This is a genomic window from Rothia sp. HMSC061D12, from assembly GCF_001836735.1.
GTDB lineage: Bacteria > Actinomycetota > Actinomycetes > Actinomycetales > Micrococcaceae > Rothia.
In genome coordinates this window covers 1,486,898-1,500,588 of sequence record NZ_KV830305.1, presented here as the reverse complement: position 1 = coordinate 1,500,588, position 13,691 = coordinate 1,486,898, and the positions used below count along the sequence as shown (strand labels likewise).

Genomic DNA, 13,691 nt, shown 5'->3' with positions numbered 1-13,691 from the left:
TGACTCTAACTCACGAGAAAGAAGGTTCCGATGGAACTCGACGTCACTATTGAAATTCCCCGCGGCTCCCGCGTGAAGTACGAAGTGGACCACGAGACCGGCCGCCTGCGCCTGGACCGTGTGCTGTTCACCTCCATGCAGTACCCCACCGCTTACGGCTACTTCGAGAACACCCTCGGTGAGGACGGCGACCCGCTGGACGCAATGCTGATCCTGGACGTTGACGTTGTTCCCGGCGTGCTGGTTGAGTCCCGCCCGGTCGCAGTGTTCAACATGACCGACGAGGCTGGCGGCGACGCTAAGGTTCTGTGCGTTCCCACCGACAAGCGCTACGACCACATCAAGTCCCTGGCTGATGTTCCCGAGCAGCTGAAGGCTGAGATTCAGCACTTCTTCGAGCGTTACAAGGACCTGGAGCCCGGCAAGTGGGTTAAGGGCGAGGGCTGGGAAGACCTGGCTGCTGCTGAGAAGATGGTCCAGGAGGCTATCGACCGTTTCGCAGCTGAGGGTCACTAAGCTGCCGCACCGTTAGGTGCACCCGGTTTTTGTAGGGGGCGTGTTCCCCGCTTTCGGTTCGTGCGAGTTTTCGCGCGTGCTGGAGGCGGCGGGCACGCCCCTTTTTGCTGTGCTCGGAGTTGTTGTCCAGGGCTTTGTTGAGGGGGATTTCAACAAGTACTTTGCACGGTTGGGTTTGTAATATTTCTGAAAGTTCAGATTTTTAAAGATATTTCTAAAGTTCTAGTTGCATAAATATTCAAGTTTAAAGTGAGATTTTAATAAACTTCAGGTTTACATTGATATATATTTTTTCACGAGAATGAAATATTTGCTTGTGAGTACTCGAAACGGTGAATTTTCAGAGTAGGGTTGAAGGAGTGTGGTGTAAGAGCGTCGACGAAGCGTAAACGCCACACACTAATGTCATCACTCAACTCAATTTAAGGACTATCATGTCTGAACTGTCACGCCGGCATGTGTGCCGGCTTTCATCATTTGCCCTAGTAAGTTTCTTCGTAGCACCTCAGAGCACGGCATGGGGTATTCAGGGCTCTGTTGGGTCTCCCCAGCAAATAGATGGGTGCACTGTTGCCCCGCTTCGTGAAGCATGGTTGCCGACTAATGGCGCAGATAATGTCATTCTGTGGTTTCAGCTCCTTCCCTTTTCGGGCCCCTATGCTGGGGTGCATACGCTTCCGTCGGTAGACCTGATGGGGAATCAAGGAGAGCGATTCTTGCATGAGGTAATTCGCCCCCATATTCGCCGTGATACAGGGCAGTGGCTGTCCAGAATTCCTTCGGGTCAGCAGATTATGGTTGAGCTTGAACAGCTGAGTGGATCGCAAGAATACATGGTGCAGATGAGTCGTTGGCAACCGGGTTCTATGGGATTGACAAGCCATTCTCCTGAGGGATACCCGGCTGCACCATCACTGACAGTGCGTGAGGACTCGGGTCTGAAGGTGGTTCGTGCGCGTGGTGCCTCAGTGGAGAGCACTGAGTATTTTTGTGGTGTCTACCAAGGGGAGATGAAGGGAAACGCATCCTTTGGAGAAGATGACGGTGCGTTTATTCAAGCTCAGCGCTGGGAATGGGGTCTTGAGGTTGATAAAGATATTTCTCAGCCGGAAGAGTTGTTTCAACGAGGGTGCTTTGGCGTGTATTTCCCGGGTCGTAGCGAATACGGCGGATCTACTGTGTCGGCTTCCTATCGGATTAGTGTTAGGACGCCGGGAGGCGTGTTGACATATACCACAATAGCTGCCCCATAAAACAATTATGGGGGTAATCGCAGGGTTGTGGATTCGGGAAATCTTGCTCTGCAAAAAGAGATGATTGATAGGGGGTTGGTACAGATTTAATAGAATTAAACACAAATCATCTATATGTATAGATATTCAGGAAAAATTGGTGGGTTGGCATTCAAACTATTTGAATGCGTTTGAACTACATGGCTTAAGAAAGGAATACAATATGGTTGATTATAGTAAATCAAAGCATGTGAATGTTTTGGATTTTGGTGCAGACCCAACCGGTACGAAGGATTCCGCACCAGCAATTCAAAATGCCATTAACTCGGTGGCCGCTGTTCCCGGTGGTGGTTCTGTCGAGATTCCTTCGGGAATCTATCTTGTGAGTAATGATTTTATTAATCTCAGGGATAGGGTAGAGGTGTATGGTCATGGATTTTCAACACAAATTATTGGGTTTAATAAAAACCCGAAGATTTTAAGAGATGTTGATGGTGACGATATGGAGTGTCAAGGGGTATTTCATATGGGGTCATACAATACCTTTGTGGGTGATATGGGAACAAATATACCAATGCGTTTTGGGGTACGGGATATGTTTATTCGTGCCGCCAATCTTAATCTTTTGAATCCTAATATTCGTAAAGGATTTTTTGAGTATCAAATTGCTCAGGGTAAGCACGTTGCTGATAATTATATACCGGATAATATTGCGGGCATTATTGTTCATACAAGATATAATATTTTTAATGAACCTGAAGCTGCCCCTATTATTTCAAATGTTGAAATCTGGGATACGGCAATCGGAATTGCCATCCTGGGTGAACATGATCGTGCTATGAAGGTTGATAAGGTCCGCATTCGTAAAACTCGCAGACAAGGGCTCTTGGTGGGAAAGCCGGTGGGTCATGTTCAGCGTAGAACAGAGAGTTTGAACTCTGGAGCTGCGGATAATAAGTTTGTGATGGTTGAGGTCTCTGATGCCAATCTTGGTGGCGGATATCATGGGGCAATTGAGGTGTACGGAGCTCAATGTAAATTTGTGGCATGTACCGCCTGGTTTGCTATTCGCAATAAGCCAAATTCCGACCTTTATCACGATAGAGATCAGTACCGCAGAAAGTCTGGTGCCGGGTGGGCGATTTTTGGCGAACGGAATATGTTCATCGGATGTACCGCTCAGGAGAATGGCGGGCACGGGTGGGTCGTAGGTTTCAAGGATAATCAGTTTATGAATTGTCTAGGTGAGTCCTCGAGTCTCGAGAATTCACTTATTCTTAAGGGAACTGCACGCACTGATGAAGCAGCTAATTGGTATATTGGACGAAATGCTTCTGGAGCACGCCTAGTATCGCCGCGTTCGGCTAATCCGAAAGTTGGCCAGCGTTCCTCGCGTTACGGGTTTTATCTGGAGAATAAGCTGGATGATATTAGTATTGTGGCCGGTTCATCGCGTAATGCCCGTGATGGTAATAAATTGACTTCGAATGACGGTCGGCACCTTTTCTTTAGGAGAGATCGCAGTGTCCCCTGGGGCAATTTCTATATTGATATTAATTTTGTGGTCTATAGGACCTCGCAAGATAATGAGATTAATCGGAATAGTCAAAATGACGTAAAAGTTTAATCATTCTGAAATAATTGCGCGGAGAGTGAATCCCGAGTATGTTCAAAGGGATTCACTCTTCTTCTACTCTCACACCTTTCACCGAGGATAGAAAATGAAGAAAAACCTCTCGACCCGTGGCGCGGCGGCACTGTTGGCGCTGGCTATGGGGTATATGGGTCAGGGCGTAGCCCAGGCGGCATACATTCAGCCGAAATCTGCACAGCCTGTAGAAGAGCTGGAATTTGATGTTAATTGTTTTGACATGCACTTCTATTACGGCAAGAACACTATGGGCAGTTTGGATTGGGCGGAGTGTACCGGCCTGATTACGAAGAAGCAGGTTGTTGGGCTGGCTACAACCCGTGAAGATAAGTTGCCGAACGGGGTCATGACCATTTCGCGTGGCCGCTTGCTGGAGTACCTGTACCATCTGGCGGGTTCACCCGAGGTGAAGAACCTGCCGGAGAAGTCCCCGTACACCGACCTGACTCCGGGCGATGCGCGTTATAAGGTTGCTATTTGGGCGACCCGGGTGGGCTTGACCACCGGTTGGTCTGATGGTTCCTTCCACTACGATACTCCGGCGAGCCGTGGCGCCTACTTTACTTTCCTTTATCGTGCTGCGGGTAGCCCCAAGGTGACTCTGGAATCCCTGGATGCGGCGAATGCTGTGCGTGCGGAAAAGGGTGCTGCTCCCATTAAGGAAGGGAGCGAGTTGCATCGAGCAATGAGTTGGGTTTATCAGCATGCTTTAAGGAGGCCCGATGATAACCTTGATAGTGTCTGGTTGAGTGTTAGCTACACCGAGTACAATACCTGGGAAATCAATAAAATACCGGATTTCTATTACGCTTCGTACCCTACTATTTTCACCCCTCTCGCGATTCTTGATTACCATGAAGAGCTGACGCCGATTGTGGCTCGTCTGCAGTCGCTGTCCTAGCGGCAGGTGAGCGGGAGGGCTTGCTGGGGGCGTGTTCCCTGCATCTGGTTCGTGCGAGTTTTCGTGCGTGCTGGAGGCGGTGGGCACGCCCCTTTTGTTGTGCTCCTTGGCTGTGATTAGGGGTACCGGAAGGGTGTGTTTAACCGAACTATTCTTCGGAAAACAGCCTCAGAGCACCCCTGGGAGTGCTATTATGGGCATATTACGAAGAATAGTTCGTATAACCTGAGGTTCTGCAGCGGTGAGGAGGAAACCCCATGGCATTCGACGCAACGAGGTTCGCACAGGAATTTGGCGCCCAGGTTCGCGCCGTCCGCAAGTACGAAAAAATCACCCAAATGGAGTTGGCGTGGATGGTCGGGCTCAGCGATAAAACAATCCGCGATATTGAGCGTGGGTTGCCCGGCCCGTCAATTGGTGCGGTCCTCAAAGTCGCCCAAGAGCTCGGCATCGAGCTGGCCATCACCAACCCCCTCACCTAACCCCTCCCGCACGCCTATATAAAGGAACCACCATGCAGAATGGACGCGCAGGACGCCTGCACCCCGCCGTCGGCACTGCCCGCCGCCACCTCGCCGCCGCCCTCGAAAAGCTCCTCGGCGCCGGAAGCATCAAAGCCACCGGACGCTCCCGCACCGCCTCCACCGCGGACGCCGCCGACCTGCCCCTGCTCCTGGTTGCCTGCAGCGGCGGCCCCGACTCCCTCGCGCTGGCAGCTATTGCCGCGCACTTCGCTCGCCGAGACGATGTGCGCGTAGGCGCCATCATCGTCGACCACGGCCTGCAAGAAGACTCCGCCGCAGTCGCCGCGCAGACCGCGCAGACCCTCACCGACCTGGGGCTTCACCCCGTCATCACCGAAAAAGTGCAGGTTCCCGTCGGCAACATGGGCCCCGAAATGGCGGCGCGTACCGCCCGCTACACCGCCTTCACCAAAGCCGTTGAAGCCACTGGCGCCCGCGCCGTACTACTCGGCCACACCCTCGACGACCAGGCAGAAACCGTGCTACTCGGCCTAAGCCGCGGCTCCGGCACACGCTCCCTTGCCGGTATGCCGCCCGTGCGCGTCGAAGGGGGCGTCACCTACCTGCGTCCCTTCCTCGGCCTGCGCCGCACCGACATGCTCGACATCTGCGACGCCGAAACCCTCACCCCCTGGATCGACCCGACCAACACCGACGAAACCCTCATGCGTGCCCGCATCCGCCACAGCGTGCTGCCCTACCTGGAGGAGCACCTCGGCGGGGACGTCGCCCGCTCCCTGGCGCGCACCGCCTCCGTAGCTGGCCCCGACGCCGAATACCTCGACGAGCAGGCACAGGTAGCCTACGAGCAGGCACTCCTACCCGCCGGAACCGCCGTGCGCGGCATCGAACGTGAGGATGCCGTGCTGCTGGACCGTGCGCAGGTGGCGGCGCTACACCCGGCGCTTCGATTGCGTGTGCTTGCGACCGCCTGCAAGACCGCCGGGGGAGAGAACCCCGGCTTCGAGCGACTGCAGGCGCTGGACTCTTTCACCGCCGAATACGCGGTGGCTGGGCCCGTTCAGATGCCCGGCCATGTGAGCGCGTACCGCCGCCGCAAAATTGTGCATCCGGCAACCGGTGAACGCCTGGACGTGCTCGTATTAGTGCCAACCCGACCCTAACTAGGTGCCCAGCTAGGTGCCTGTGGAGCCCCCTCAGCACACACTATCTGCGTGGTGAGGTGCGCCGCGGCGCCGTTTTAAGCCATACTTAAAGCGAACACCATCCACATTATCCGCCGTGGGAAGGCATGAAACCCCGCACCCGGGGCCCCCGGCGGAGGCGCAGAGCGTCTAAAAGAATACGAAGGAATACATCGTGCAGGCTATCGACGTGCAGGACGATATCAAGAACGTTCTCTTCAGCAAGGAAGAGATTAACGCGAAGGTCGCCGAACTGGCGGCGCGCATCGACGAAGACTACGCCGGTAAGGACGTGCTGTTGGTGGGTGTTCTCAAGGGCGCCATCATGATTATGGCTGACCTTTCCCGCGCTCTCAAGGGCCACTACACCATGGACTGGATGGCTGTTTCCTCGTACGGTTCCGGCACCAAGTCCTCCGGCGTTGTGCGTATCCTCAAGGACCTGGACACCGACCTGGTGGGCCGCAACGTCCTAATCGTTGAAGACATCATTGACTCCGGCCTGACCCTCGCATGGCTGCAGCAGAACCTGATTTCTCGCGGCGCAGCTTCCGTTGAGATTTGCACCCTGCTGCGCAAGCCCAAGGTCGTCAAGGCTGACGTTGAGGTCAAGTACGTCGGCTGGGACATCGAGCCCGAGTTCGTTGTTGGTTACGGCCTGGACTTCGCTGAGAAGTACCGCAACCTGGACTGCGTCGCAACCCTGCACCCGCACGTTTACTCCTAAGCCTTCACCTCAGCAACCCTGCTGTAGGTGGTTACGCCCCGCCTCCTCACGCTTGTGGGGGAGCGGGGCGTTGCTGTACCCGCCGGTGGATGTACGTGGAGGCGGATGTACCCGCCGCGGAAGATGCACTTTCACCCCCGCCGAGTGCTACAACCCTTTAGCCCGCAGGTGAAATAGAGAAGCCCGGTACCTAGCCGCCCGCCGGGGTAGGGTACATTTAAGGTTGCATCGTTGGGTGTTCCGGCTGGCATGCCGCAACCCCCGACGGGTTACAGCCGCAACGTAAGGACAAAGCATTGGCGCAAACCCCCAATACTCCGCAGAAAGGCTCGGAGGGCTTCCTGAAGAAGCTGATTAACGGCCCCTGGTTCTGGCCGGGTGCAGCTCTCGTAATCATGCTGGCTTTCCTCATGGCCTCCTTCTTCACTCAGCCCTCGCGTCAGGTGGACACCAACGTGGGTCTTCAGCTGCTCAACGACCACCAGGTCAAGAGCGCAAAGATCTACGACGGCGACCAGCGCGTCGAGCTGCAGCTTAAGGACGACTACAAGAAGGGCAACGACAACTACGGTAAGTCGGTGCGCTTCTACTACGTGCAGCCCCGCGGCGACGAAGTTGCTAAGGCAATGGAATCCGCCGAGCTGGAAAGCTACACGGACCAGCCGGTTGAGCACAGCTTCCTGGGCTCCCTGGTGTCCCTGCTCCTGCCGATTCTGATCTTTGGTGCGCTCTTCTGGTTCCTGATGGGACGAGTCGGAGGCGGCTCCTCCGTCATGAGCTTCTCCAAGTCCCGTGCGAAGAAATTCACCAAGGACAAGCCAGAAGTCCGCTTCAGCGACGTCGCCGGTGTGGACGAGGCGCTCGCCGAGCTGGAAGAAGTCCGCGAGTTCCTGGCTGAACCCGAAAAGTTCACCCGCCTGGGTGCCAAGATCCCCAAGGGCGTTCTGCTGTACGGTCCTCCCGGCACCGGTAAGACCCTGCTCGCCAAGGCTGTGGCGGGCGAGGCTGGCGTGCCGTTCTACTCGATTTCTGGCTCTGACTTCGTTGAAATGTTCGTGGGTGTGGGTGCGTCCCGCGTGCGCGACCTGTTCAAGGAAGCGAAGAGCGACCCCGCCGCCATCGTCTTCGTCGACGAGATTGACGCTGTTGGCCGCCGCCGCGGCGTCGGCATGGGCGGCGGTAATGACGAGCGTGAGCAGACCCTGAACCAGCTGCTGGTTGAGATGGACGGCTTCGACGGCAACTCGAACGTCATCGTCATTGCTGCAACGAACCGACCCGACGTTCTGGACCCGGCGCTGCTGCGTCCCGGCCGTTTTGACCGTCAGATTGGTGTGGACGCCCCCGACATGCAGGGCCGCGAACACATCCTGCGCGTGCACGCCGCAGGCAAGCCGATCGCTAACACTGTTGACCTGGCTCAGGTCGCTAAGCGCACCCCCGGCTTCACCGGTGCTGACCTGGCGAACGTCATGAACGAGGCGGCTCTGCTGACCGCCCGCGATAACGGCAACGTGATTGACGACCGCGCTATCGACGAGGCAATCGACCGCGTCATGGCTGGTCCGCAGCGTTCCTCGCGCATCATGAACGAGCACGAGCGTAAGGTCACCGCATACCACGAGGGCGGTCACGCCCTGGTCGCGGCGGCACTGCGTAACTCCGCGCCGGTCACCAAGATTACGATTCTTCCGCGTGGTCGCGCCCTGGGTTACACCATGGTCATGCCGCAGGACGATAAGTACTCCACGACCCGCCATGAACTGCTTGACCAGATGGCGTACGCGATGGGTGGCCGTGCGGCTGAGGAAATCGTCTTCCACGACCCGTCCACCGGTGCGTCTAACGACATTCAGAAGGCAACCGACACCGCCCGCAAGATGGTTACCGACTACGGCATGAGCGCTGTGATTGGTTCCGTGAAGCTCGGCGGCGAAGACACCGAACCGTTCCTCGGTGGCGGCGGCGCTTCGGCACGCAACTACTCCGACGCGACCGCGGCAAAGGTTGACGCTGAGATCCGCGCCCTGCTGGAGCAGGCACACGATGAGGCGTTCCAGATTCTGCTGGAAAACCGCGATATTCTGGACCGCCTGGCGTTCGCCCTGCTGGAGAAGGAAACCCTGCTCGAGAACGAGATTGCCGAAATCTTCAAGGATGTTCGCAAGCGCCCCGAGCGTGAGCACTGGTACTCCAAGCCGACCCGCGAGCGTACCGACATCCCGCCGGTGAAGGCACCGAGCGAGCTGGCTCAGGAGGCGCAGAAGGCTGAGGAAGCACCTGCCGAGGCGCCGACTGTTCCGGTAGCACCTACGCAGCCGTTGCCGCCTCAGGCGCCCCTCAGCGACCCGGACGCCGACCCGACCGTCGCAATGCCCACCCAGCAGTACCCGAACTACCCCGCCCCTCCGGCGCAGCGCCCGGAGAACGGCACCCCGAACCAGAATGGAGCAGAGAATGAGCGAGGCTAAGAACGCCGTCGACCAGCCGCGTATTGAGGCTGCCGTCCGTGAGATTCTGCTCGCGATCGGTGAGGACCCGGACCGTGACGGTCTGCAGCAGACCCCGGCTCGCGTGGCGCGCGCCTACGCGGAGTTCTTCTCAGGCCTGCACCAGGACGCCGGCGAGATTCTGGGTACGACCTTCGACATCGCCCACTCTGAGATGGTGCTCGTGAAGGACATCCCGTTCTACTCGACCTGTGAGCACCACCTGGTGCCGTTCCACGGCGTGGCGCATGTGGGTTACATCCCCGGCCCGGACGGTAAGGTGACCGGTCTGAGCAAGCTCGCCCGCGTGGTGGATATGTACGCTCGCCGCCCGCAGGTGCAGGAGCGTCTGACCACGCAGGTGGTGGAGGCTCTGGAGGAGCACCTGAACCCGCGCGGCGCGATTGTGGTGATTGAGGCTGAGCACATGTGCATGTCGATGCGCGGTGTGCGTAAGCCGGGCGCGAAGACCGTTACTAGCGCGGTGCGCGGTGCACTCATGAACACCGCAACCCGTGCGGAGGCGATGAGCCTGATCTTCTCGCAGCGCTAAGCACTCGGGATGAGCATATAGCTATACGACAGGGGGGGCAGGATTCTAAGAAATCCTGCCCCCTGCGCTATGCGGTCGCATTTGTTGGGCTGTATGACGAGAGCCCTTGCGTGAAGAGCATCATCAGCTGTAGAGTAGTACCACTAGTACCGGCACCACTCCTTCGGGAGTACAGGACCGGTCTTCTTTTTAACAACGCTACATATCGCGTTCTTTACGTACCGTTGTTAGCGCAAGCATGGCTGTTCCTCGCCTCATCTGAAACGAAACAACCGCGACCGGTTCCTCCCCTCATGGGTCCAGGACCGGTCATCGTTTTTAAATGATTGCCTTAGCAATACAGATGGCTTACATGTCGTGTAGGTACACCCTTAATATCCTTATATTGATATTATTAAAGAGTTCCAATGATGAAACGACATTAAGTAATGGATAGTGCATGCCTTCAATCGTAAAACCATTTAAAACATATGAACAGCAGGTTGGAATCTTGCGGCAGCGAGGTATGCTCGTAGGTTCGCAAGAACGTGCTGTTCATGTCCTCGAGCGTGTTAGTTACTACCGTCTGAGTGGTTACTACTATTCGTTTCGGCGGTCGTCGGGAAGCGGGCAGCGCTTGGATACTTTCGTGCCCGGAACGGTCTTTGAAGATATTGTGGCCCTGTATGAATATGACCGTAATCTTCGGTCTATTGCGTTTTCGTACTTCTCGCAGTTTGAGGTGTATTTGCGGTCTCGTCTAGGGAATTTACTGGGGGAAGTGGATCCACTCATATACGAGGATGAAGCCCGATGTGACCTTCAAGGTAGTAAAAGGCGCACTGCTTGGAATAGATTCACGAGAAAAAGCGAACAACTTATTCGTACTTCTGAGGAAGAATTCGTGAAGCATCACCGTGAGCAATACGGCGGGAAGTTGCCTGTGTGGGTAGTGGTGGAAGTTCTAGATTTAGGGGCTCTGCAGAATCTGTATTTGGTCTCCCCGCCAAATATTCGGCGAGATATCGCGAAAGCTCTGGGGTGTACTGACCCCCAACTGGAAACCTGGATTAACTCGCTGCGGGTAATGCGCAATATTTGTGCGCATCAAAGTAGGTTCTACAATAAGCTGCACCCAGAGCCTCGCTTGCCGCGTGTGTTGAGAGGTGGAAGAGTTGAGAGCCCTGAAATCCGTGAGGTTGTTGACCTATTTGGTGTGCCACAGGCTGAAGAGAACCATAAGATGTGTAAAACCTTCGGCATGCTCACCCTCCTCAAATATCTGATGGATCAGGGTGGAATCGGAGACACGGAATCTCTAACGCGGATCCTGAAGGAGCGTCCTAATATTTCCGTTCCTGGAGTTGATATCTCCCGGGCAATGGGTATACCGCAAGGGTGGGAAGAAACCCGTTTGTGGAGCTAAGGTTTTCACAGTTTATAAGCACACTAAAAGGGGCGGAGGTTTTCACCTCCGCCCCTTTTGCTGTGCGGTTGTGTCCCTCGGAGCCGCCGGCACCGGCAATGGTGCCGCACAGACCCCGAAGAAGACTCAAAGACCCTTAGTGGGCTTCATTCTTATCGTCCCAACCCAGCGCAAGAGTCACAATCAGGCCCACAGCAATAAAGCCGCAACCGGTTGCGGTGCCGAAAGCAATCCAGCGGACCGCGGGGGCGCCTTCAGCAAGCACAATGGTCACAAGCGCAGCAAGAGCCACCAGGGACAGGATCCAAGCGCCGGTCTTCATATTCACGATGAGTCACTTCCTAGAGTATGTATGTGTATGAGGTGCCCAACCCACACCGCTGTGACGCAGGCAGAGCATACCCTCCCAGGATACCCCTAAATCGGTATGCCATATGCAAATATGGCGCGCTGTGTCATCCGGCAGATTCGGTACGATTAAAACCATGACCGAATCCACCCGTGTAGCACCCCTGCCCTGCGATGCGCTCGCCGCCGAACGCACCCTCGTGATGGGCATCCTCAACGTCACCCCCGACTCCTTCAGCGACGGCGGCAAGCACTACGCCGCGACCGACGCTATCGCCCGCGCCGCCCGCATGATTGCCGAGGGCGCCTCCATTATCGATATCGGTGGCGAATCCACCCGCCCCGGTGCCGTGCGTATCAGCGTGGAGGAGGAGCAGCGCCGCATCCTGCCCGTCATCGAGGCAGTCGCGCAGATGGGCACCACCATCAGCGTTGACACCATGAACCCGCAGACCGCCCGCGCCGCCATTGCCGCCGGTGCGCACATCATCAACGATGTGTCGGGTCTGAACGTGAGCGATGAAATGATTGAGACCGCCGCGGAGCTGCAGGTGCCGTACATCCTCATGCACGCGCGCGGCACCTCCCAGACCATGGACAGCCTGGCGGAGTACCCGCGCGGCGTGGTCACCGAGGTTGTGGAGGAGCTGACCGGCCTGCGTGAGCGTTTCCTCGCCGCCGGTGTGCTGCCGCAGAACCTGATTCTTGACCCGGGTCTGGGCTTCGCGAAGGGCGGCATGCAGGATTGGGAGCTGCTCGCCGCCATTGACGAGCTACAGGGCCTGGGCCACCGCCTGCTCATTGCCGGTTCCCGCAAGCGTTTTATCGCAAACGCCTTGACCGCGGCGGATATGGCGCTGGCTGAGCGCCTGAACGCGAGTGGTTTCACCGCAACCGATGCGGGTGAGGCTGAACGCGAACTGTGGCAGCCGCTGTCGGAGCCGCGCCCGGCTCAGCACCGTGCGGCAGCCTCTGCGGCGGTGACCGCCCTGGTGGCGGCGCGCGGCGTGTGGGCGGTGCGCGTGCACGATGTGCCCGCCAGCGTGGATGCGGTGACGGTCGCCTCCGCGCTGCGCTCCGTAAGCTAAGGCTCTGTCAGCTAGAACCACCAACCCCGCCCACAACCTCCGACTACCCGAATACCATCTAGGAGACCCCTCAATGACCCAGGCAGATTACGCCCGCCACGACCGCATCACCCTCACCGGCATTACCGCCAAGGGCTACCACGGCGTGCTCGACTTTGAGAAGCGCGACGGCCAGCCCTTCGTCGTGGACGCGACCCTGTACAGCGATTTTTCCGCCGCAGCCGCTACGGATGACCTGACGAAGACCACGAACTACGCGCTCGTGGTTGACCTGATTCACCGCCACGTGACGAACGGTTCGCTGGATTTGATTGAGACCCTTGCGGTGAACATTGCCGAGGGTATCCTTGCGATGTTTGAGCTTGTGGAGGCGGCGGAGATTACCGTATCGAAGCCGCAGGCGCCGATTGAGTTGCCGTTCGGTAACGTTGCGGTGAGCGTGTTCCGTGAGCGTGCCGCGGAGCGTGTCGTGGAGGGCGGCCGCTAGTGGCTGGCACCCAGACAACCGATACGCAGAAGCCCAACACCCTGAAACACCGCGCGGTGCTGGCGTTGGGCTCGAATCTGGGCGAAAGCGAAGACACCCTGGAGCGTGCCGTCGCCGACCTGGTGGCGGGCGGCGTGCAGCTGGTGCGCGCCTCCGGGTTGTACCGTACCGCCCCGGTGGGTGGCCCGGCGGGTCAGCCAGATTTCGTGAACGCGGTCATTGAGGTGGTAACTGACCTGGGCGCCTACGAGTTGCTGAAGCTGTGTAATGCGGTGGAGGCGGCGCATCACCGTGAGCGCCTGGTGCGTTGGGGCCCGCGCACCCTCGATATTGACGTGATTGACTATGACGGCGTGATCTCTGAGGATCCGGTGCTGACTTTGCCGCATCCGCGGGCGCAGGAGCGTGCTTTCGTGCTGGTGCCGTGGGCGCAGATGGACCCGCAGGCGTACCTGACGGTGACCCGGCGTGCGGAGCCTTCGGGGGAGCGACCGGATGAGGTTCCTGCGCCGCTGAGCCGCGAGGTTGTGAACGTTGCGGAGCTGTCCCGCACGCTGCTTGAGGCGGATGAAGACGCTATTAGCTATATGCGTGAGATGCAGGTACCTGATCAGCCTTAAATGTG

The 13,691-nt window shown here is 57.3% G+C and carries 14 protein-coding genes; 13 read left to right on the top strand and 1 reads right to left on the bottom strand.

What is annotated here, in order from left to right:
* The first annotated feature begins 30 nt into the window (after positions 1-30).
* From ppa to HMPREF2682_RS05930, 10 genes are all read left to right on the top strand, one after another.
* Positions 31-516 (top strand): inorganic diphosphatase, encoded by a 486-nt coding sequence (ppa, locus tag HMPREF2682_RS05970; protein WP_005504328.1) that lies wholly within the window; start codon positions 31-33, stop codon positions 514-516.
* A 434-nt stretch (positions 517-950) separates the two neighbouring features.
* A complete protein-coding gene (locus tag HMPREF2682_RS09395; RefSeq protein WP_141762616.1) occupies positions 951-1,769 on the top strand; it encodes a hypothetical protein in 819 nt (272 codons plus the stop codon).
* Positions 1,770-1,971: 202 nt separating this feature from the next.
* Entirely contained in the window at positions 1,972-3,375 is a 1,404-nt protein-coding gene (locus tag HMPREF2682_RS09280; RefSeq protein WP_083321764.1) for a glycosyl hydrolase family 28-related protein, read from the top strand.
* A 94-nt stretch (positions 3,376-3,469) separates the two neighbouring features.
* Positions 3,470-4,300, top strand: a complete 831-nt coding sequence (locus HMPREF2682_RS05960) for an S-layer homology domain-containing protein (protein WP_070832273.1) — start codon at positions 3,470-3,472, stop codon at positions 4,298-4,300.
* Positions 4,301-4,557: 257 nt separating this feature from the next.
* Positions 4,558-4,782 (top strand): helix-turn-helix domain-containing protein, encoded by a 225-nt coding sequence (locus tag HMPREF2682_RS05955; protein WP_070691310.1) that lies wholly within the window; start codon positions 4,558-4,560, stop codon positions 4,780-4,782.
* Between the two features lie 32 nt (positions 4,783-4,814).
* Positions 4,815-5,948: a tRNA lysidine(34) synthetase TilS gene (gene tilS / locus HMPREF2682_RS05950; protein ID WP_070832270.1), complete on the top strand. Its 1,134-nt coding sequence runs from the start codon at positions 4,815-4,817 to the stop codon at positions 5,946-5,948.
* Between the two features lie 196 nt (positions 5,949-6,144).
* Positions 6,145-6,696, top strand: a complete 552-nt coding sequence (gene hpt / locus HMPREF2682_RS05945) for a hypoxanthine phosphoribosyltransferase (protein WP_005504342.1) — start codon at positions 6,145-6,147, stop codon at positions 6,694-6,696.
* Positions 6,697-6,992: 296 nt separating this feature from the next.
* Positions 6,993-9,167: an ATP-dependent zinc metalloprotease FtsH gene (gene ftsH, locus HMPREF2682_RS05940; protein ID WP_070688723.1), complete on the top strand. Its 2,175-nt coding sequence runs from the start codon at positions 6,993-6,995 to the stop codon at positions 9,165-9,167.
* Entirely contained in the window at positions 9,154-9,738 is a 585-nt protein-coding gene (gene folE / locus HMPREF2682_RS05935; protein ID WP_049347520.1) for a GTP cyclohydrolase I FolE, read from the top strand. Before ftsH ends, folE begins: the two co-directional genes overlap by 14 nt.
* Positions 9,739-10,177: 439 nt before the next feature.
* Positions 10,178-11,143 carry an Abi family protein gene (locus HMPREF2682_RS05930; RefSeq protein WP_005504348.1) on the top strand — a complete coding sequence of 322 codons (966 nt, stop codon included), beginning with the start codon at positions 10,178-10,180 and terminating at the stop codon, positions 11,141-11,143.
* 136 nt (positions 11,144-11,279) lie between these two features.
* Here the strand turns inward: HMPREF2682_RS05930 and HMPREF2682_RS05925 are convergent, their stop codons facing one another.
* Complete coding sequence (locus HMPREF2682_RS05925; RefSeq protein WP_005504350.1) at positions 11,280-11,471, bottom strand: hypothetical protein; 192 nt, start codon at positions 11,469-11,471, stop codon at positions 11,280-11,282.
* Positions 11,472-11,628: 157 nt separating this feature from the next.
* Here HMPREF2682_RS05925 and folP point away from each other — a divergent pair, with 157 nt between their 5' ends.
* From folP to folK, 3 genes are all read left to right on the top strand, one after another.
* A complete protein-coding gene (gene folP / locus HMPREF2682_RS05920) occupies positions 11,629-12,579 on the top strand; it encodes a dihydropteroate synthase (protein ID WP_070832267.1) in 951 nt (316 codons plus the stop codon).
* A 73-nt stretch (positions 12,580-12,652) separates the two neighbouring features.
* Entirely contained in the window at positions 12,653-13,066 is a 414-nt protein-coding gene (gene folB / locus HMPREF2682_RS05915; protein ID WP_049340452.1) for a dihydroneopterin aldolase, read from the top strand.
* Positions 13,066-13,686 carry a 2-amino-4-hydroxy-6-hydroxymethyldihydropteridine diphosphokinase gene (gene folK, locus HMPREF2682_RS05910; protein WP_070832264.1) on the top strand — a complete coding sequence of 207 codons (621 nt, stop codon included), beginning with the start codon at positions 13,066-13,068 and terminating at the stop codon, positions 13,684-13,686. The genes folB and folK overlap by 1 nt, the downstream gene beginning before the upstream one ends.
* Positions 13,687-13,691 lie beyond the last annotated feature (5 nt).